This is a genomic window from Thioalkalivibrio sp. (genome assembly GCF_041685615.1).
Lineage (GTDB): Bacteria > Pseudomonadota > Gammaproteobacteria > Ectothiorhodospirales > Ectothiorhodospiraceae > Thioalkalivibrio.
In genome coordinates, this window is the sequence record NZ_JAWLFK010000010.1 from 21,405 (window position 1) to 41,373 (window position 19,969).

General features: G+C 68.0%; 20 protein-coding genes and 1 pseudogene. 12 read left to right on the plus strand and 9 right to left on the minus strand.

Annotated features, from left to right (window positions below):
* Positions 1–419: 419 nt before the first annotated feature.
* Complete coding sequence (locus ACESLR_RS03440) at positions 420–836, minus strand: ADP-ribosylglycohydrolase family protein (protein WP_373023712.1); 417 nt, start codon at positions 834–836, stop codon at positions 420–422.
* 110 nt (positions 837–946) lie between these two features.
* Here ACESLR_RS03440 and ACESLR_RS03445 point away from each other — a divergent pair, with 110 nt between their 5' ends.
* From ACESLR_RS03445 to ACESLR_RS03465, 5 genes and pseudogenes are all read left to right on the plus strand, one after another.
* Positions 947–2,149 (plus strand): glycosyltransferase, encoded by a 1,203-nt coding sequence (locus ACESLR_RS03445; RefSeq protein WP_373023749.1) that lies wholly within the window; start codon positions 947–949, stop codon positions 2,147–2,149.
* A gap of 32 nt (positions 2,150–2,181) precedes the next feature.
* Entirely contained in the window at positions 2,182–2,544 is a 363-nt protein-coding gene (locus ACESLR_RS03450; protein WP_373023713.1) for a diacylglycerol kinase, read from the plus strand.
* 97 nt (positions 2,545–2,641) lie between these two features.
* Positions 2,642–3,457 carry a UDP-2,3-diacylglucosamine diphosphatase gene (locus ACESLR_RS03455; protein WP_373023714.1) on the plus strand — a complete coding sequence of 272 codons (816 nt, stop codon included), beginning with the start codon at positions 2,642–2,644 and terminating at the stop codon, positions 3,455–3,457.
* Between the two features lie 52 nt (positions 3,458–3,509).
* Positions 3,510–3,912 (plus strand): annotated as a pseudogene (locus ACESLR_RS03460) (hypothetical protein).
* Positions 3,913–4,011: 99 nt separating this feature from the next.
* Positions 4,012–5,697: an alpha/beta hydrolase gene (locus tag ACESLR_RS03465; protein ID WP_373023715.1), complete on the plus strand. Its 1,686-nt coding sequence runs from the start codon at positions 4,012–4,014 to the stop codon at positions 5,695–5,697.
* 11 nt (positions 5,698–5,708) lie between these two features.
* Here ACESLR_RS03465 and ACESLR_RS03470 read toward each other — a convergent pair whose 3' ends face one another.
* Both ACESLR_RS03470 and ACESLR_RS03475 read right to left on the minus strand, forming a co-directional pair.
* Positions 5,709–6,278 carry a CAP domain-containing protein gene (locus ACESLR_RS03470; protein ID WP_373023716.1) on the minus strand — a complete coding sequence of 190 codons (570 nt, stop codon included), beginning with the start codon at positions 6,276–6,278 and terminating at the stop codon, positions 5,709–5,711.
* Between the two features lie 8 nt (positions 6,279–6,286).
* Complete coding sequence (locus ACESLR_RS03475; protein ID WP_373023750.1) at positions 6,287–6,610, minus strand: hypothetical protein; 324 nt, start codon at positions 6,608–6,610, stop codon at positions 6,287–6,289.
* A 295-nt stretch (positions 6,611–6,905) separates the two neighbouring features.
* On the opposite strand from ACESLR_RS03475, the gene ACESLR_RS03480 reads away from it, so the two are divergent.
* Positions 6,906–7,742: a zinc-dependent peptidase gene (locus tag ACESLR_RS03480; RefSeq protein ID WP_373023717.1), complete on the plus strand. Its 837-nt coding sequence runs from the start codon at positions 6,906–6,908 to the stop codon at positions 7,740–7,742.
* Positions 7,739–8,146, plus strand: coding sequence for a flagellar basal body-associated protein FliL (fliL, locus tag ACESLR_RS03485; RefSeq protein ID WP_373023718.1), 408 nt, complete (start codon positions 7,739–7,741; stop codon positions 8,144–8,146). Before ACESLR_RS03480 ends, fliL begins: the two co-directional genes overlap by 4 nt.
* Positions 8,147–8,292: 146 nt before the next feature.
* Here fliL and ACESLR_RS03490 read toward each other — a convergent pair whose 3' ends face one another.
* Together ACESLR_RS03490 and ACESLR_RS03495 are read right to left on the minus strand one after the other, a co-directional pair.
* Complete coding sequence (locus ACESLR_RS03490; RefSeq protein WP_373023719.1) at positions 8,293–8,589, minus strand: hypothetical protein; 297 nt, start codon at positions 8,587–8,589, stop codon at positions 8,293–8,295.
* 367 nt (positions 8,590–8,956) lie between these two features.
* On the minus strand, positions 8,957–10,852 hold the full coding sequence (locus ACESLR_RS03495; protein ID WP_373023720.1) for an ABC-F family ATP-binding cassette domain-containing protein: 1,896 nt from the start codon (positions 10,850–10,852) through the stop codon (positions 8,957–8,959).
* 264 nt (positions 10,853–11,116) lie between these two features.
* Between ACESLR_RS03495 and ACESLR_RS03500 the strand changes: the two genes are divergently transcribed.
* Positions 11,117–12,040: a GGDEF domain-containing protein gene (locus tag ACESLR_RS03500; RefSeq protein WP_373023721.1), complete on the plus strand. Its 924-nt coding sequence runs from the start codon at positions 11,117–11,119 to the stop codon at positions 12,038–12,040.
* Positions 12,041–12,059: 19 nt separating this feature from the next.
* On the opposite strand, the gene ACESLR_RS03505 is transcribed toward ACESLR_RS03500, so the two are convergent.
* Together ACESLR_RS03505 and ACESLR_RS03510 are read right to left on the minus strand one after the other, a co-directional pair.
* Positions 12,060–12,998, minus strand: a complete 939-nt coding sequence (locus ACESLR_RS03505; RefSeq protein WP_373023722.1) for a hydrogen peroxide-inducible genes activator — start codon at positions 12,996–12,998, stop codon at positions 12,060–12,062.
* Positions 12,995–13,351: a DUF3301 domain-containing protein gene (locus ACESLR_RS03510; protein WP_373023723.1), complete on the minus strand. Its 357-nt coding sequence runs from the start codon at positions 13,349–13,351 to the stop codon at positions 12,995–12,997. The genes ACESLR_RS03505 and ACESLR_RS03510 overlap by 4 nt, the downstream gene beginning before the upstream one ends.
* A gap of 96 nt (positions 13,352–13,447) precedes the next feature.
* Here ACESLR_RS03510 and ACESLR_RS03515 point away from each other — a divergent pair, with 96 nt between their 5' ends.
* From ACESLR_RS03515 to ACESLR_RS03530, 4 genes are all read left to right on the plus strand, one after another.
* Complete coding sequence (locus ACESLR_RS03515) at positions 13,448–14,278, plus strand: inositol monophosphatase family protein (RefSeq protein ID WP_373023724.1); 831 nt, start codon at positions 13,448–13,450, stop codon at positions 14,276–14,278.
* Positions 14,275–15,678, plus strand: a complete 1,404-nt coding sequence (locus ACESLR_RS03520) for an adenylate/guanylate cyclase domain-containing protein (RefSeq protein WP_373023725.1) — start codon at positions 14,275–14,277, stop codon at positions 15,676–15,678. Before ACESLR_RS03515 ends, ACESLR_RS03520 begins: the two co-directional genes overlap by 4 nt.
* A complete protein-coding gene (locus ACESLR_RS03525) occupies positions 15,675–16,796 on the plus strand; it encodes a hypothetical protein (protein ID WP_373023726.1) in 1,122 nt (373 codons plus the stop codon). The genes ACESLR_RS03520 and ACESLR_RS03525 overlap by 4 nt, the downstream gene beginning before the upstream one ends.
* Positions 16,797–16,877: 81 nt before the next feature.
* Positions 16,878–18,092 carry a TraB/GumN family protein gene (locus ACESLR_RS03530; protein WP_373023727.1) on the plus strand — a complete coding sequence of 405 codons (1,215 nt, stop codon included), beginning with the start codon at positions 16,878–16,880 and terminating at the stop codon, positions 18,090–18,092.
* Positions 18,093–18,325: 233 nt separating this feature from the next.
* Here ACESLR_RS03530 and ACESLR_RS03535 read toward each other — a convergent pair whose 3' ends face one another.
* Together ACESLR_RS03535 and ACESLR_RS03540 are read right to left on the minus strand one after the other, a co-directional pair.
* Positions 18,326–19,324, minus strand: coding sequence for a zinc-binding dehydrogenase (locus ACESLR_RS03535; RefSeq protein WP_373023728.1), 999 nt, complete (start codon positions 19,322–19,324; stop codon positions 18,326–18,328).
* 63 nt (positions 19,325–19,387) lie between these two features.
* Entirely contained in the window at positions 19,388–19,879 is a 492-nt protein-coding gene (locus ACESLR_RS03540; protein ID WP_373023729.1) for a Slp family lipoprotein, read from the minus strand.
* Positions 19,880–19,969 lie beyond the last annotated feature (90 nt).

The following is a 19,969-nucleotide window of genomic DNA, read 5'->3' on the forward strand; positions in this document are numbered from 1 at the left end:
CGGGCACCGATCCCTGGCAGGAGACGTCGAAGGCGTAATCCGGCCGGATGTCCGCCAGCCGTCGGTCGAGGTTGTAGCCGAAGCGGCGGGTGATCTCCCGCCGGATCACCGCCCGGTTGCCCGTGTTCCTCGCGAGGAACACCGCTAGGGAAACACTGATCAATGTACGCACGCGCGCTCGAGTCGCTTTTGCGTGCGAACAAGGCGCGGTGACTGCCGTGCAGTCATTCTGCACAAGGGAGCCGCCACGCCGTGCGCGCGCCCGTTTTTGATCAACAACGGGCGGCCGAGCCCCTCAAGGGTTGGCACCCCAGGTTCCCCGATCCTGCGTTGCGCCGCTTGCGGGTAGAACCACTACCCGCTGCACGACGCGCCTTGCCTCGGAAAACCTGGGGTGCCAACGCGACTGCGTACATTGATCAGTGTTTCCCTAGGGCGACGGCCTGCGCCCCCTTGAGCCCCTCCGGGTGGTCATGCGAGATCGCGGCCGAACGTGCCGCCTCGGCCAGCACCCGATCGACATCGGAAAACGCGAACCCGACCGGGCTCACCCGCATCGCCGCGCCATTGCCCCAGGAACCGTAGGGCCGGGGCTCGCTCTCCTGCAGCCAGCCGACAAAACGCGCGCCGTAGTCCGCATCCGGGTAGCGCCGTCCCAGCGCATGCACGTGGTGGAGGTAATCACCATCTTCCAGGATGGCCCGCGCCACCGCGACCGTCAGCACACTGTCGTCCGTGAACCGGCTGCCCGGCGCGAACAGCGGGAAGTCGGTCGACTTCACCGGCCGCGCCTCGAACCTGGACCCGATCATGTCTCCGGCAATCGCCCCGATCATGGCGTCTCCTCCCGCAACATTTCCTTCTTGAAGGCGTCATCACGCGGTCACGCATGTTGCCGAGACTCCGGGACTCGAGCCCCGAGACAGGTGCCGCTGTGCACATTCTGATGCTGAGCGACGTGTACTTCCCCCGAATCAACGGGGTCTCCACCTCGCTGGCCAGTTTCCGCGCGCAACTCCGGCAGCTTGGCCACCGTGTGACACTGGTGGTCCCGGCCTACCCGGGGCTGGACGCACACCCCGGCCCCGACCCGAAGGATCCCGCCCTGATCCGGATCCCGTCACGCTACCTGATCGTGGATCCGGAGGATCGCCTCCTGAAGCCGCGCCTCATTCGCCAGTACCTGCGCGACGCTGGCGTCGAGCGGACCGACCTGATCCACATCCACACCCCGTTCGTGGCCCACTACGCCGGGCTTAAGCTCGCACAAAGCTGGAACGTACCGGTGGTGGAGACCTATCACACCTTCTTCGAGGAGTACCTGCAGCACTACCTGCCGTGGCTGCCGGCCCACTGGCTCCGGGCCTTCGCACGGCGCATCTCGCGTGTTCAATGCAATGCGGTCGACCGGGTGATCGCTCCCTCCACCGCGTTGTGCCAGGCCCTGCTGGACTACGGCATCGAAACGCCGATCGTCCGCCTGCCCACCGGCATCGACCCCACGGCCTGGTCCGGGGGCGACGGCCATCGGTTCCGGGCCGAACGCGATATCGACCACCGTCGCGAGATACTGGTGCATGTCTCGCGGATCGCTCACGAAAAAAATATCGGCTTCCTGCTGGAAATGCTGCAGCACCTGCGGGAACGGCGTCCCGACATCCTGCTGCTGATCGCGGGCGAGGGGCCGGCCAAGGACACGCTGCAACGCCAAGCTGCGGAAATGGGCCTTGAGGACAACCTGCACTGGTGCGGATACCTGGATCGCGCCACCACGCTGGTCGACTGCTACCGCGCCGGGAACGCGTTCGTGTTTGCCTCCGCCACCGAGACCCAGGGGCTGGTGCTGCTGGAGGCCATGGCCAGCGGACTGCCGGTCGTGTCCACCGCGCGGTTGGGCACCCTCGACATCCTGACCGACGCATCCGGCGCGGAGATCGCCCCCGAGGATCCCGCCGAATTCGCCGAACGGGTGGCCCGGGTACTGGACGACCCCGACCTGCAACGCGCGATGCGTGCCGCGCATGCGCAGTGGGTGACGCAATGGAGCGAGCGCTGCATGGCCGAGCAGCTGGTCGCCCTGTATCAGGACCTTGCGGGAGGACCCGATGCGATGGGCACTCCGCAGGCCGCGACCGACCGGCCCCACTGAACCCCTTGTCCGACGACTTCGGGAACCCGACCATGGCCAACGGCGGCGCCTCGGGCATTACCCGCATCCTGCGGGCCTTCTTGTACTCCTGGCGGGGCCTGCGCGCCACCTTTCGCCACGAGGAGGCCTTTCGCCAGGAAGTAATCCTGGTGGTCATCCTGGCGCCGTTGTCACTGGTCGTCGGCGACACGGGGGTGGAGCGCGCGCTGCTGCTCGGGAGCCTGTTCCTGATCCTGATCATCGAGGTCCTCAACTCCGGCATCGAGGCCACCGTGGACCGGTTCGGGCCGGAACGCCACAAGCTGGCCGCACGCGCCAAGGACATGGGATCGGCCGCGGTCCTGCTGGGCTTTGCCAACGCGGCCCTCGTCTGGCTGCTGATCCTCTGGCCGTAGGCGGACAACACCGGCATCACGCAATCGTCACCACGACGCCACGGCCGCGTCACGCGGATGCACGACCCTCGGGAAAACCACGAGCTGGAGCTTCTCGATGGCCACCCTGGATTGCCGCACCCTGTTCCTGTCCGATCTGCATCTGGGAACCCGGGAATGCCGCGCGGACTACCTGCTCGACCTGCTGCGTCGCGTCAACTGCGACCGCCTGGTCCTGGTCGGCGACGTATTCGATATCTGGGCCATGCGCCGACGCATCTTCTGGAACGCGACCCAGGCTGCGGTCGTCGAGCAGGTCCTGTCGCTCGCACTGCACGGGGTCGAGGTCATCTATATCCCCGGCAACCACGACGAGCTGGTTCGCGGCTTCGTTGGCTCGGAGATTCGCGGTGTTCGCATCGAACACGAATTGGTGCACTGGACCGCTGACGGCCGGCGCTTTCGCGTGACCCACGGCGACGAGTTCGATGGCGTCGTGCGCCACAGCCGGCTGGTGCACGCCCTGGGCGACTTCGGCTACAACCTGTTGCTGCGCGGCAGCCGCTATCTCAACACCATTCGTCGCCGCCTCGGGCACCCGTACTGGTCTCTGTCCGCCTGGCTCAAGACGCGCGTCAGCGGGGCGGCGCGGGAATACATCCGCCGCTTCGAACACGCCGCCGCCACTGCCGCGCGCCGGGGCGGCTTCGACGGCTGTATCTGCGGCCATATCCACAAGCCGAACGTCGAGTCCTTCGGTGGCATCCTCTACTGCAACGACGGCGACTGGGTGGAGCACTGCACGGCCCTGGTGGAAGACCGCGCCGGCAACCTCGGCCTGCTGCACTGGTCGGACCATGCCACCGTGCAGGGCGCGGAGATCCGTTCCCCGGTCGAAGCGCTTGATCTCGAATCGCTCCTGACCCGGAGGTAGTGCGCGGCACGCCTGTCACCCGGCTGTCATAGCCCTGTAGTACCGGGGACACATGACCGAATCGCGATCGCGCCACTGGCGCCGGGGCCGGCGCCGACCTGATCCTGCTGCTGCAATCCGTCGAGAATGGCGAACAGGCCCGGCGCCTCGCGCGGGTGGCGGGATGGGTGCTGGTCCTCGCCGGTGTTGTCGTGGTGATGCTGGGCGTTCTGGTACAGCACATACCGACCAGGATGGAGGGCACGCTGGTCGGCGGCTGGCTGCGCAGCCGCCTCGCCGCGATCCTGCTGATGCTGCTGATGGCGCTGGGGCTCGCCACCGGTCTCGCCGTGGGCGCGGCCACCGGCGGACTCCTCCTGCAGGTCGCGCTGTTCGGCGTCGCCCTGCGCATGGTCGAGGCGAGCTTCCGGTTTCGCCGCGCTGCCTGTCCAGGCACGGGCAGCCACGGCAGTTAGTTCACGCAGCAGATCGCCCCACACCGCGGAGACTTGAACCCGCTTAGTGGGACGGACAGGATGAACCTCTTCGTCCACTGCAAAGGAAGCGCGTACGCGATGTCCCTCGTCGCCCGCCTTCAATCCCGCCTGCGGACCTTTATCTGGCCCGCCTGGGCCACCCGCATCCTCGGGACGCTATCGATCCCCGGGCTGATCCTGGCCACGCTGTTCTTTGCCGCCTCCCTGTCGCCGAGCCTGATCCCGCGCACCGATAACGTGCAGGGCATCCTGTCCGGGCTGTCACTGGCGGCCGGCTACGGGCTGGGCGTGTTCCTGCAATGGCTGTGGTCGTATCTCGAGTTGCCGGAGCCTGGCGAGCGCACGCACAACACCCTGGCGGTGATCGCGGGAGGCGGGGCCGTGCTGATCGTCCTGGTCTTCCTGTGGCAGGCCACGGAATGGCAGAACAATATCCGCGAACTGATGGAGCAGGATCCGGTGGATGGCGGCTTCCCGATCCGGCTCGGACTGATCGCGGCGGCGGTGTTTGCCGCCAGCCTGGCGATCGCGCGGCTGTTCCGGCTGCTGGTGCATTTTCTCGCGCGCCACCTGCGCCGCTTCATCCCGCGGCGGCTGTCGAACGTGATCGGGGTCCTGCTGGCGGCCGGGGTGTTCTGGGCGGTGATCGACGGGGTGATCCTCGAATACGGCCTGCGCACCGCCGATCGCAGCTTCCAGCAGTTCGATGTGCGCGAGTATCCCGGGGTGGAACAGCCAAAGGGGACCTTCCGCACCGGCAGTCCGGCCTCGCTGATCACCTGGGAGGAGGGGCTGGGCCGCCAGGGTCAGCGTTTCGTCGGCCAGGCACCCGACGCCGGGACGATCCAAGATTTTACCGGGGACGCGGCACTGGACCCGATCCGAGTGTACGTTGGCCTGAATGCCGCCGAGACCATCGAGGAACGTGCGCGGCTCGCCCTGCAGGAGATGCTCCGAGTCGATGCCTTCGACCGTTCGGTGCTGGTACTGGCGACCCCTACCGGACGCGGCTGGGTGGACCATCGGGCGGTCCAGCCAGTCGAATACCTGCACGGCGGCGATGTAGCCACCGTCGCCGTGCAGTACTCCTACCTGCCGAGCTGGCTGTCGCTGATGGCCGAGTCCCGGTACGGATACGAGACGGCCCAGGCGGTGTTCTCGGAGATCTATGGCTACTGGAAACAACTGCCACCCGACGCCCGGCCGAGTCTGTACCTGTACGGGCTGAGTCTAGGGGCCCTGAACTCCGAACGCGCGGCGGACCTGTACGACGTGATCGGCGACCCGTTTTCCGGGGCGCTGTGGGCCGGCCCCCCGTTTCGCAGTGAGACCTGGCGCGACATCCAGCGCCAGCGCCAGCCGGACTCGCCGGCCTGGCTGCCGCGGTTTCGCGACAGCTCGGTGGTGCGCTTCACCAATCAGGAGAACCACCTGGACATCCCGGGCGCCGAATGGGGCCCGATGCGCATCGTCTACCTGCAGTACGCCAGCGACCCGGTGACCTTCTTCGAGCCCCAGGCGCTGTACCATAAACCCGAGTGGATGGAGTCACCGCGCGGCCCGGATGTCTCGCCGGACCTGACCTGGTATCCAGTGGTCACCATGCTGCAGCTGGCAGTGGACGTGGCCATCGGCGATGCCGCGCCACGCGGCTACGGCCACGTCTACGCTACCGAGCACTACATCGACGCCTGGCACGCGGTGACAGACGCGGGCCGGGACGTCGACGAGATCGAGCGGCTCAAGCGGAACCTGGACGACTGACCGGTGCCGGATTAGTCCGACATTGGATCCGGCTCCTGGCCAAACCAGACAACCGCGTGCTCGTCGGACAGCGCTGCTCCCAGCGCCTGCCAGTCGCGGGACGCCCAGACGCCCTCGTTGGCCAGCACGGCATCATGCGCAGGACTCCGGCGCCAGATAGCCAGCGCCGTCGCCTCGCTCATGGCCTCGCTGCGCCAGGCCACGATCTCGAACCCGGAGTGCGGATACGCATCATCGATCAGTTCGCGCGGCTTGTCACGCATGCACTGTGCCGACGCTGGGTCGTCCGCCCGATAGCAGCAGGATGTCCACGGTCCCTTATCCGACCAGCTGTGCAGCGAACACTCGCGGGCGGTCGGATCGTGCGCCTCGATATCCGCCAGATGCACCTCCGCCACCTTGGCCAGCGCCGGCGACCACGGGATTGCCGGCAGTCCGCGGGCCTCGCGGTAGTCGTTGATCTCCTCCGCGAGTGGATGGCCCGGCGGCGTCGAGGCGCACCCGTTCAGCATCATCAGTGCCACTCCCAGTCCGGTAGCCGGCCGCCCTTCGATCACTTTTTGCAGAACGCCTCCTTGCATGACCCGCTTCATCGGTCGCGAAAGCGGGCATCCTCGATGATCACCGGGTAGCTGTAGCCGGCCCCGAAGTCGCGGTCCAGGATCAGCGTACCGGTCACCGAGACACGGTCGCCCACCTCGGGCAACTCACTGGAGGTGACAGTGATGTAGTCACCCTCGCGACCGGTACCGTCAACGAAGTGGATGAAGTTGCGCCCCATGATGTCCGCGTTGACGCGGCCGACGATGCCTTCCAGACGCACCTCCTCGCCCTCGAGCTCGGCCGGGGCCTGATTCAGCTGTTCCACCGTATGCCGCTCGTCGCTCTGCGCGCTGGCGCTTGCCATCAGCATCGCCAACAGCAGCACGCCACGTCCGATCATTCGTCTCATCCCGTTCTCCTCGTTTTTCGTTATTTTCCGCATGCCGGCCATCCTAAGGAATCACTGATCAATGTACACGCCCGAGTGGGCACCCCGGGTTTCTCGCGGCAAGGCACGTCACGCGGTGGGTAGAGGGGTGTACCCGCAAGGGACGCAAAACCGGGGCAGGGATCAGCCACCCGTTGTTGCCGCAAATAAGCGCCCGGCGCTTGGGGCTCGCCGGACACCGGCAGCACCGGGGCGGCAAACATGCGACGATTGCGGGATGCATTCGACACCGCATTCTCCGCTCCGCGGCCTCTTCCAACGGATCCTCGGGCCCTTTGCCGGTCTGGAGCCCAGGGCGGTGCCACTGGACAACGACGAGTGGGAGGCGCTGGGCCGGCGGGTGCCGTTCATCGCCCGCCTGACGCCGGAGGATCGGTCCCGGCTGCGCGGGCTGATCGCGCAGATCCTCGCGCAGAAGGAATTCATCGGCATCGCCGCGGAACCGGAACCCTGGCAGTGCCAGGTGATCGCGGCCTACGCCGCCTTGCCGGTCCTGGAGCGCGGACTGGAGCCCTACCGGTACTGGCGCACGCTGATCCTGTACCCGGACACCTTCGTGCCCGAACACGAATGGGTGGACGAGGCCGGCATTGTGCATCAGGGCGCCACGCCCCAGTCCGGCGAGGCCTGGGAACGCGGCCCGGTGATCCTTTCATGGAATGACGTCGAACGCGACGGCGCCGTGGTGGTGCACGAGATGACGCACGTGCTGGACGCCGGCAACGGCGAGGTAAACGGCTTCCCTCCGCTGCCCCGCGGGCAATCGGCGCGCGCGTGGACCGAGGACTTCACGCGCGCGTTTGAAACGTTCGTGCAGACGGTGGAGGCCGGCGCGATCGACGCGGCGGGCCTGCCACTCGATCCGTATGCGGCTACCGCCCCGGAGGAGTTCCTGGCCGTAGCGGTGGAATCCTTCTTCTTCGAGCCCGCGCGGCTGCGCGAGGCCATGCCCGAAATCTATGATCACCTGGTGGCATACTTCGGTCAGGAGCCGCACCGACGCGGCGACCGGATCGCCTCCAGCACGCAAACCGCCCCGGAGCACGCGCCATGACCCGAAGCCCCCGTCGCACCCTGCATTCGATCCTGCTGGGCCTTGTCTTGATGCTCTTCGCGTCCCCGGCCCTCGCCGAGGACGATCTGGACAGCCATTACGTAACCCTGGAGCCGGTGGTGGTGAACATGGAAGCTTCCGACCGCGGACGCTACCTGCAGGCCTCCATCCAGTTGGAAGGCAATGACCTGGAAGACGCGCGCGCGATCCGCGAACACCTCCCCGCGGTGCGCGACCGGCTGATTCACGTTCTCGGTGGCCGCAACCCCGACAACCTGGCCGGCGGGGGCGCCCGCGAGGACCTGCGCAACGAGGCCACAGACGAGCTGAACGAGTTGCTGGAGGAGATGACCGGGTCGCCCCGGATCGAAGCCCTCTACTTTTCGGATTTCATCCGCCAGTAACCGTCGCTCGCAGGCGGACGCCTCACCGGCAGGAAAAAGCCCCCGGCAGCACAAGCTGCCGGGGCCGAGATCCCGCCATCACATGACGAGATCGAGCCCCGCTAGGGAAACACTGATCAATCGATCATCGTTCCCCGATGGAACGATCAGTGCGGCCGATGCAGCAGGGGCATCTCGCCACGCTCCATCATGTGCCGGATCAGGGCGGCCCGCCCCGGCTCTTCCTGCTCCAGTTCGTCGGCACACTGCGAAGGCTCGTGCGCGGCCTCCGAGAGCATGACCTCCAACTCGCGAAGATCGACCTTGGGTGCCTGCAAGTCTTCCGGCTTCGGGTTCTCCAGCATGTGGGTTTCCCAGAACATGCGCGGATGCCAGCAATGCAGCTTCGCATCCGGGTTGTGAAAGAGCTCGACACAGCGACGATTCAGTTCCTGTGCATTCATGGGATCACTCCTCGTTCCGGTGCATTCACCCTCTCATATAGACCCCGTAATACCCGAGTTCAAGGGTTGGTCTTTCAAGGGGCACTCAACCCGCTGCCCCCTAGGGAAAGTACGGATCAATCTGCACGCTCGCATTGGCGCCCCTCGTTTTCCGGGGCCCCGGGGCGTCGTGCAGCCGGCCGTCGGGCTAACCTCCCGTTTCCGGTCTCTTCAGGGTGCAACGCCAGATCGGGGAATCCGGGGTACCCACCCCAAAAGCTCCCGAGGGCGGGGCTTGACCGCCCGTTGTTGACGAAAATGGGCACGCGCCGGCGGGCGTTGCGGCTCATCTGTAGCAGAGCGACTCGAGCACGACGGTGTAAATGGGTCAGTGGTTCTCCAGCGCCTCCAGCGCCTCCATCCACTCGGCTTCCACCGACTCCAGCTGGCTGCGAAGCTCGCCCTGCTCGCGGGTCAGCTGCGCCAGCCGATCCGCCGCCTCGCCCTCGTAAAGCGCCGGATCGGCCAGTTCGGTCTCCAGCGCAGCGAGTCGTTCCTGCAAACGCGTGCATTCCTGCTCCGCATGGTCCGCGCGCTGCTTCAGTGGCTTGAGCGCGGCACGCGCCTGGGCCGCCTGCTGGCGTCGCTCCTTCTGGGACAGGGGCGGGGCATTGCCGGCCGTGGTGTCGGCGCTCCCGGGTTCGCGTGCCGCGGCCGCCTCCCGTTCACGCGCCTGCAGCTCGCGGGCGTAGTCGTCCAGGTCCCCGTCGAAGTCGCTCAGGTGGCCCTCCTCCACGCGCCAGAAACGGTCGCAGACGCGGGCCAGCAGCTCGCGGTCATGCGCCACCACCACCAGCCCGCCGGCGTAGCTTTCCAGCGCCTCGGCCAGGGCCTCGCGCATGTCCAGGTCCAGGTGGTTGGTGGGCTCGTCCAGCAGCAGCAACGACGGGGCCTGCCAGATCAGCAGGGCCAGAACCAGGCGCACGCGTTCCCCGCCGGAGCACTGACTGACCGGGGCATCCGCCTTCTCGCCGGGGAATCCCATGCCGCCCAGGAAGTTGCGCAGCCGCTGTTCCTCGGCGCGCGGGTCCTGGCGCTGCAAATGGACCAGGGGGGAGGTGTCCAGGTCGAGCTGCTCGCTTTGATGCTGGGCGAAATACCCTACCCTGAGGTTCGGCTCGACCCGGCGCTCCCCGGCCGTCGGCGCCAGCTCCCCGGCCAGCAACGTCAGAAGCGTCGATTTCCCGGCACCGTTCGGCCCCAGGACACCGATCCGGTCCTCCGGTCGCAGACGTAAATTCGTCGCATGCAGGCGGACGCGGTCCCCGGTGCGCACCTCGGCATGATCGAGTGCCAGCAGCGGATCCGGCAGGCGCTCGGGTGTCGGAATCTCCAGATGGATGGGCCGCGCCGCGCGGATCACGGCCACCTCGTCGAGCTTCTCCAGACGCTTCAGCCGGCTCTGGGCCTGGCGCGCCTTGGTCGCCTTGGCCCGAAAGCGGCGGACGAAGTCCTCCAGGTGGGCGCGCTCGGCCGCCACCTTCGCTGCCGCCGCCTCGCTCTGTGCGATGGCCTCCGCGCGCTTGGCCTCGGCATGGGTGTAGCTGCCGGCATAGAGGGCAATGCCACCGCGCTCGATATGCGCGATGTGGCTGCAGACGGAATCGAGAAACCGCCGGTCATGCGCAATCACGATGACCGTGCCGGGATAACGCGCCAGCCAGTCCTCCAGCCAGAGAATGGTCTCGACATCGAGGTGGTTCGTAGGCTCGTCCAGCAGCAACAGGTCGGAGCGCGTCATCAGCGTACGCGCCAGGCCCAGGCGCATGCGCCAGCCACCGGAAAAGGCGCTCATCGGCCGGTCCGCATCCTCCACGGCGAACCCCAGCCCTGCCAGCAGACGCCGCGCGCGGGCATCGGCCGTCCAGCCGTCGACCGCGTCTAGGGCCGCGTACAGCCGGGCCTGTTCGGCGCCATCGCACACCTGCTCCAGGCGTTTTTGCAGGTCGCGCAGCTCGGCATCGCCGTCCAGCACGTAGTCCACCGCCGAGCGTACGCTCCCCGGGACCTCCTGCGGCAGGTGCGCCACCACCCACTCCGCAGGCCGTTTGATCTCGCCGGCGTCCAGGCTCAGTTCGCCCTGCAGCGCCGCCAGAAGGCTGGACTTGCCGGAGCCGTTGGCGCCGGTCAGACCCACCCGCCAGCCGGCGTGCACGGTCAGGCTGGCGTGCTGCAACAGCACATGGCGGCCGCGGCGCAGCTCGATATCTTGAAGTCGGATCATGCCGCGCAGTGTAGGGGAAGTGCGCAACGGACTCATGTACTCCGGTCGCCGCCCGGGCCTCCGCGGCCTGGGCTACCCCGTCAGAATATTGCCACCCTTGCCGCCCGGGGCGGCCACAACCTGCCAGAGGCGGCAAGAACACGTCGGGTTTTCGTCTATTTCGAACCCGAATCAATCGCAAGTCACTGTTTTTGAATACCTCTAAATGATTGGCACGGATATCGCTAGAACCCTGACCCAACGATCGATGCGAGCGAGACGGCCATGAACCGCGACGGGAACGCCCACAACCTGCGACTGGTATCCACCAAGGGCCGGACCACCGGCGAGGCCGGTACCCCTTTTGACGCCCTCGCCTTCGTGCAGTCCCTGTCCTCCAGTCTCGAGCTGGGGACGGTCCTGGCCCGCCTGCAGGAACACCTGCACGCCCAGATCCACCACAGCGGCTGGTTCTTCATCCTCCAGGAGAGCGACGAGACCTGGTCCGGGGGCGACGAGGACCGTCACCGCATCGAGTACGGCATGAGCCTCAACGGCGAGACCCTGGGTTCGCTGATCCTGATGCGCGGACGCCGCTTTACCGATGACGAGCAGCAGCTGACCGAGGCTTTGCTGGGGCTTGCGGCGCCGGCCCTGGCCAACGCCCTGCGGTTCCAGCGCCTGAATGAAAGCCTGGAGATGGACGAGCTGACCGGTCTCGGCAACCGGCGCGCGTTCGAGAAGCAGGGCGCTCGCTGGCTGGCCGATTGCCGTCGCCAGAGCCGGCCCATGTCGGTCCTGGCCATCGACCTCGACCACTTCAAGCAGATCAACGACGACTATGGCCACAGCGTGGGCGACGACGTCCTGCGTCTGGTGGCACGGACCCTGCGCAACACCACACGGGAATCCGACCTCTGCGTGCGCATGGGTGGCGAGGAATTCCTCGCGTTGCTACCCGGCGCGGACCTGAGCCGCGCAATGGAATGCGCCGAACGCATCCGCCTGGCCATTGCTTCCCTGCGCTCCAGCGCCACCGCCGGCGACGCATCGCCCCTGGAGAGCGATGGCTCGGTCAAGGTGACCGCGAGTCTCGGCGTGGCCAGTATCGGCCAGAATGCCACGCTGCAGTCCGCCTACCAGGCGGCCGACGAGGCCCTGTACGCGGCCAAGCAGGCCGGGCGCAACCGCGTCCTCGCCGGGAACTGAGCCTCCACGCCAGCCGCCGCTACCCGGCGCCGGGCCGAATGAAGTCAACGCAGGTTAGCGGGGTCGACAACACCGCCTGACGCAGCGCCTCGATCGCCTCCGGCCGCGGGAAACTGGTACGCCAGGCCAGGGCCACGCGGCGGCTGGGCGCCGGGTCCTGAAAACGGCGCACGGCCAGGAGTCGCTGGGCATAGCGATCCGCCCCCACCGCCGTGCACGGCAGGATGGTCACGCCCATGCCCGAGGCCACCATGTGGCGAATCGTCTCCAGCGACGAGCCCTCCAGGTTGCGCGGGGTACTGCCATCCGCGGTCACCGTGCGCTGGCAGTCAGGACACCGCTCCAGTACCTGGTCGCGGAAGCAATGCCCCGCCCCCAGCATCAGGAGCGTCGCATCGGCCATGTCCTCCAGGCGCAGCGGGTCCTTGTCCTTCAGTGGGTGCGCCGCCGGCAGCACGGCCATGAACGGCTCGTCGTACAGGGGCAACGTGACCACCCCGGACTCCTCGAATGGCAGCGAAATGATGATAGCGTCCAGCTCGCCCTGCTTGAGCCGCTCGCGCAGCCGATCGGTGTAGTTTTCCTCGATCACCAGTGGCATATCCGGCGCCCGCTCGCGCAGCGCCGGGATCAGTTCCGGCAGCAGATAGGGGCCGATGGTGTAGATCGCGCCCAGGCGCAGCGGCCCGGAGAGCTGATCCTGACTCTGCACGGCCACCGAACGCAGCTGTTCGACCTCGGCGAGCACGCGCCGCGCCTGTGCGATGACCTGCTCGCCCGCCGGGGTCACGGACACCTCGCCGCGGCCGCGCTCGAACAGGGTCACGCCCAGCTCGTCCTCGAACTTGCGCACCGCCACCGACAGCGACGGCTGGCTGACATGACTGGCCTCGGCCGCACGGCCGAAGTGGAGGGCATCGGCCACGGCCACCACGTAACGCAACTCGCTCAACGTCACCGGGATGCGCCTCCGTTCGGGTCGTTGCGGTCCGGCCCCTGGAACTCGCGCCCGCCGTCGGGCCAGTCCAGGGTCACGCGCTTGAGTTGCCGGCCCTCCAGCGAGATCTCGCCGGGGTGGCGCCCGGCCCCGTCGGCGGAGAACTCGAAGCGGTAGTGTCGCTGCAGGGCCAGCCCGCGCTCCCCCCACAGAAGGCGCTGACCGGTGCGCACGACCGTGGCATCCAGCAACTGCACCCCCGCCCGCTCGCAGGCCTGGCGCCCCACCCGCCGGGCACGCTCGTTCGCCCGCCAGGTGTCATTCACGTAGAACGCGACCAATGTAAGGGCGAGGATTATGATCAAGCCGGTCATGGACCGGTATGATAAGCGTATTCGAGGCCGAGTTCGCCCGGGTCGTCCCGGCCGCATCCGGCTCACTCACTCCGCAATTGGCGTTGCCAGGGCTGCATGACTGCCACCTCCATCCCCTTTTCCGAGCTTGTCCGGGGTCTGCGGATGATCGGACAACAGGAGCTGCTCCCGCGCTTCGAGGCCGGCATCGCCGTGGACTACAAGGCCGATGGCAGCGTGATCACCGAAGCCGACCATGCGGTAGACGCCCGCGTGCGCACCCTGCTGCACGAGCACGGGCAGCACGAACCGGTGCTGAGCGAAGAGCAGGTGCGCGCGGAACAGGCGCAGGTCCTCGAAGCGGCCTCCGCCTTCTGGCTGGTGGACCCGTTGGACGGCACTTCCAATTTCGCCGGCGGCATGCCCTTCTTCGCGATCTCCATCGCGCGGATCGAGGGCGAGCGGGTCACCCATGGGGCCACCTACGACCCGGTACGCGACGAGTTGTTCGCCGCAACCGAGGACACCGCGCTGGAACTCAACGGGGCCACCCCGCCGGCTGCCGCCCGCCCGCCGGCCCCGGAACTCGGTCGCGCCATTGCCCTGGTCGATTACAAGCGTCTGGAGGCCCCGCTGGCCCGGGAACTGGCCAGCCACGCCCCGTTCCGGTCGCAGCGCAACCTCGGGGCCTGCGCACTGGAGTGGGCCTGGCTGGCGGCCGGGCGCGCCGACCTCTACCTGCATGGCGGACAGGCGCCCTGGGACAGCGCGGCCGGCGGTCTGATGCTCGCGCGTGCGGGCGGGGCCATGTGCAGCCTGGCGGGCGGCCCCGTGTTCGGGCGATCCCTGACCAAGCGCTCCGCGGTCGCCGCCCGTTCGGAACCCCTGCTCGCGGAGTGGCGTACCTGGCTGGCCCCCTGGCTCGCGATGGGCGAGGGCACCTCGTGATCGGGCGTCGCAAGCGGAGCAGGAGCGCGCGCCTGGGCGCCAGCGGTGCCGACTTCGCCCCGCGCTACCTGCCGATCGCTTGGAAAATTGTCACGGCGATCGCGGGGCTCACACTGGCCGGGATCGTGACCCTGTCGACCGTGGTGCTGAACCAGGTCAGCACCGTGCTGGACAACCAGATCCGCGCGCAGGCGGAGAGCACCGTGGCTCCGGTCGCGCGCACCTCGGCGGAGCTGATGCTGGCCGAAGACTACCTGACCCTGGAGACCCTGCTGAATTCGCTGGTGGAGGAGGGGCGCGTCGAATCCATCGCCGCCTATGCGATCGACCGCGGCCAGGTCGCCAGCGCCGGGACACCCCCGGAGCAGTCGCTGACCGAGGGCGTGTGGCCATTGGCGCCCACGGTGGAACCCTACCGCCGCGAGGTACTGTTCCAGGACGTGCAGGTGGGCTACATCGAGGCCTACATCGACACCTCGCCCATGCAGGAACTGATCCGCAACACCCTGAACGCCGGGATCGCCACAGCCATCGGGGTCTTCCTGCTGAGCCTGCTGCTCGCGATCGACATCAGCAAGCGCCTGGTGCGGCCGCTGGAACGCCTGGCCGAGAGCATGCGTTCGCGCATCCGGCCCATGGACGACCAGGGCAACCCGCTGCCCATGGTGCGCCAGGACGAGATCGCCCAGTTGACCGACGCCTTCAACGACATGGCGCGCGACCTGCTGCGCAAGGACCAGGTCGAGGCCGCGCTGCGCCGCTATGTCTCGGATGCGATCGCCCAGGATATCCTGGAGAACCTGGACCGGGTCGAGCTGGGCGGGCGCGCGGTGGAGGGGTCCGTCCTGTTCGCCGACATCCAGGGCTACACCGCGCTGTCAGAGCGCTGCAGCCCGGCGGCCCTGGGGCGTATGCTCAACGAATTCTTCGGCCCGATGTCGGAATGCATCGCCCGCCACGGCGGCACGGTGGACAAGTACATGGGGGACTGTACCATGGCCGTCTTTGGCCTCGGGACGGAGCCTGGGAACCATCGCCTGACCGCCGTGCAGACCGGCCTGGCGCTGCTGGAGACGGTCGCCTCGATCAACGCCGAGCGCGAGCGCCGCGGCGAGACGCGGGTGGAGTTCCGAATCGGCCTGAACGCCGGCGAGATGCTGGCCGGCAACATGGGTGCGGAGGACCGCATGCAATTCACCGTGGTGGGCGACACCGTCAACCTCGCCGCCCGCCTGGTCACGGTCGCGCCCCCCGGCGGTCTGGTCACAACCACCGCATTCATGGAGCATGAGCAGGTGAAGGGACACTTCCGCATCGAGGACTGGGGCACCCACGAACTGCACGGGGTCAGCGAGGCCGTGGCGGTCAGCCGGGTCCTGAACACCGTGGATCGCGCATGACGCTGACGCGCGGCCGGCTCCCGCTCGCGGGCATCCTGCTCGCCGTCCTGCTGGTACAGGGCTGTGCCGCCCTGGATCCCTTCGCGCCGCCCGAGCAGCGCATCGAGCGCGCAGTGGACGCCGGCGACTACCAACGCGCCCTCGAACTGATCGACGAGCACGAGCCCGAACCCCGGGCGGAGTGGGCCGAACGCCGCACATCCATCGAGGCCGAGGCCGCGGCCGCCGCGGAAGAGGCGATGCACGAGGCCCGTGCCGCCTCGGCCGAAGGCGCCGTAGCCCGGGCCCTGGAGATCCTCGAACAGGCCGAACAGCAACTGCCGCCCGACACCGAACGACGCCAGTACATCGAGCAACTCGAGCGCCAGCGACAGGTCGGCCTGAAGACTCTGGAGCAACGCCACGACATCCTCGAGGCACGGGCTCTGGTCCAGCAGCTGCGCCTGTTGGAGGTGATGCGCCCCCTGGTGCGGCGCAGCGAGCAGCTTCCGGATGATCCCGATCGCCTGGCCCAACGGCGTGACCCCCTGGCGCGATCGCTGGACGCCTACGCCGCGGACGCCGAGGGCGAGGAGCGCCTGGAACTCCTGCGCCTTGCACAGAATCTCTCGCCCGCCCCCGAACGTGCAGAGCGCATCGCGAACCTGGAGCGGGAGTCACGCGAGGCCGAGGCCCCGCCCGTCGAGGACGAGGTGCCACGTTCCACCATTAACGCGCGCCTGCGCCAGGCCCTGGAGGCCGACGACCTGGCCACGGCGGCACGCTGGTGCCGCAACGCGATCACCCCCGACAGCGATGCCTCCGGCCCGGACCAGGCCGCGCAGCGAGCCCATCGGGTGCTGTGCGAAGAATGGCGCGAGCGCCGCGACACGCGGGCGGAAGAGTTGCTGGAGGAAGGCCGGGGGCATTACTCCGCTGGGCGCATCGAGGAGGCCCTGGAGCACTGGAAGCAGGGGCTTGATCTGGCCCCCGACCATGCCGGGCTGCTCGCGGCCCACGAGCGGGCCCTGCGGGTCGTCGAACGTCTGGAGAGCCTGCGCGTGCCAGAGCCCCTCCCCGAGCTTGAAGAGGACACCCCGCCCGACGATGTGCCGCAGGCCGTACCCGGCGCCCCCTGACCGCCCACGCGACCCGCGCTGCGGGCCGCACGCATTCGCCGTAGAATACCGCCCGCCCACTGGAGCAAGAGCCCGCCACGCATGAATCCCGCCGTCCAGGAACTGATCGCCGACGAACCCCACCGCATCCTGCAGATGGGCGACACCGAGGTCGTCGTGCTGGGTACCGCGCATGTATCGCGCTCCAGCGCGGACAAGGTGCGCGCCCTGATAGACACCGGCGGCTTCGACAGCGTCGCGATCGAGCTGTGCGAGAGCCGTCAGCGCGCAATGCTGGACCCCGACGCCATCGGTCGCATGGACCTCTTCAGTGTGATGCGCAAGGGGCAGGCGCCCATGATCGCCGCCAGCCTGGCGCTGGGAGCCTACCAGCAGCGCCTGGCCGATCAGTACGGCATCGAACCCGGCGCCGAGATGCGCGCGGCAATGGACGGCGCCCTGGACCGCGGCCTGCCGCTGGCCCTGATCGACCGCGACATCGGCCTGACGCTGCGCCGCACCTACCGCGCGGTCCGCTGGTGGGAACGCATGGGGCTGATCGGTGGCCTGTTCAGCTCGGTCCTGTCTCGCGAAAAGATCGACGAATCCGAGATCGAGCGCCTGAAGGAAGGGGACATGCTGGAATCCACGTTCAGCGAGTTCGCCGAGCAGTCCGAGGACCTCTACCGCACGTTGATCGAGGAGCGCGACCACTACATGGCCGCCCACCTGCGCCGGCTCGCGGCCAATCCGGATACCCGGTGCATCCTGGCCGTGGTCGGGGCTGGTCACCTGCCGGGCATCGCGGAACAGGCCCGGGACACCCTGACCCCGCCGGATGCCATCCTCGATGCCCTGGACCAGGCCCCGCCCAAGGCCCGCTGGCCCAAGATCGTCCCGTGGGTGGTGATCGGGGTCATCCTCGCTGGCTTTGCCATCGGATTCTCGCGCAACCCGGATATCGGCCTCCAGATGGTGATCGACTGGGTGCTGATCAACGGCGGCTTGGCGGCCATTGGCGCGATCGTGGCACTGGCCCATCCGCTGACCGTGCTGACGGCGGCCCTGGCGGCCCCGCTGACTTCGCTGAACCCCACCATCGGGGTCGGCTTTGTCGCCGCGGCCGCCGAGCTGTTCCTGCGCAAGCCGCGGGTCTCGGACTTCGCGAGCCTGCGCCAGGACACCACCACGCCGCGCGGCTGGTGGCGCAACCGGGTCTCGCGGGTGCTGCTCGTTTTCCTGCTGACCACCCTGGGCTCGGCCGCCGGCACCTACATCGGCGGCGCCCGGGTATTCAGCCACCTTTTCGGCGGCTAGCCTCCGGGCTTGTACGCTTCAGGCGTCCACCACGAAGCGCACGAAACAGGGCAAGGTCAACGTCAAGAGCGATTTACAGGAAGAAGGGAAGGGTTTTTGGGGTGAGGGATTGGCTGGAGACCGCGATTCCCAAACCGCCCGCCATGCTTCCTGCGTTTCAACCCAATCCCTCTTCCAATCTTCGCGTCTTCCTGTAGACCGCCCTTGCCCTTCTTGATGGTTGCAAGACCCGCTTATTCGGGGATGCGCAGCACAAGCTTGCCTCGGCGGCCGCCGGCCTCGATGCGGCGATGGGCCTCGACGGCCTCGGCCAAGGGGAGAGTGTCCTCGACGTTGACCTGCAACCGTCCGCTGGCCAGCCGGGCCAGCCCCTCCGCCACCAGGGTGCCCTGGTGCTTCAGGCGGCGGCGATCGTTTTCCAGCATGGGGGTCAGCATCAGCTCCAGGCTGATGCTCGGGTTTCTCAGGCGCGCCGGGTTCCAATCGACATCGGCCGGGGGCGCCAGCAGGGTCACCAGATCACCACCGTAAGTCACCTGGCCCAGCCCCTCGCGAAAGACCTCGCCCCCGACCGTATCGAGCACGATGTCGAAGCCGCGACCGTCGGTGTACTGGCGGATGGCCTCTTCGGCGTCCGGCTTGCCCAGGTTGGCAACATCGCCACGCAGGTCGGTCACGATGGCGGCGGCCTCGTCGCGCCGTACCAGGCCGAGCACCCGGCCGCCGGCCGCGCGTGCGATCTGCACGGCCATCTGGCCCACGCCGCCGGCCGCCGCATGCACCAGCACGGTTTGACCGCGCTGCAGATCGGCGCGCTCGAACAGGGCCTCCCAAGCGGTCAGCCAGGTCAGGGGCAACGCCGCGGCCTGCATATCGGACACGGCGGCCGGCACCGGCACCACAGCGGCTTCGGGTACCACCACTTGCTCGGCGTAGGTGCCCGGGTCGGCACCAACTCCGCCGAAACAGAAGGCGACGCGCTGCCCCGGCCGCGCATGATGTACCGCGCTTCCACACTCCTCGATGACACCCACGCCGTCACAGCCGGGCGTGTTGCGCGGTGCACCGGGGACGATCATGCCGCCCGCGCGTACCTTGGTATCCACCGGGTTGACGCCAGCAGCCAGCATCCGGATGCGGACCTGGTCGGGCGCCGTCAGCGCCGGTTCCGCCACCTCGTCCAGGCGCAGGACATCGGCGGCGCCGGGTTCGTCAAACACCACTGCTCGCATGAGGCCTCCCAGAAAGAATCACGGTTCTATATGCCATCGCGGCCGGTCCAACCGACCGCGAACCTACAGGCCGATGCCGATCCCGATGCCGAAGCGCACCCCGCCGGACGAACGCGGCCGTTCGGGTTCCGGCCACAGGTGCGCCGAGTGGGCTTCCAGCACCGGGAAGACGTAGTCCTGCTCGCCGATTCGGCCGTCCTCGACCCCCGTCACGGTGCCGACACCGGTGATCCGGCGCCCGGCGCGGTAATCCACCGGATCGGCAAAGCCTTCCACGCGTAGGCGGAAACGGCCAACAGTGGACTGCCGGGTCTGCGGCTCCTGCCGGCTCAGGGGATAACCGACCACCTCGATGAAGGTCGCCTCCGCGCGATTGTCCACGCGCGCGATCACCCCGCCCCAGACCTGCTCGCCGGGCGGCAGGTTGTCCGCCGTGACGGCGCGCGGTTCAACTTGCACGGTCGGATCATCGGGTGCCTCCAGCGGACCGGAGGCACAGGCGGCCAGAAACAGGGGCAGCAGCAGGGCGGCCAGGGGCAGCAAGAATCGGGTCATGGTCACCAGTACCAGGGATGCGGGTGATAACGCCCATCGATCCCGTAGTGCGGGCCCCACGGACTGTAAAACGGGTCGTAAAAGGGATCG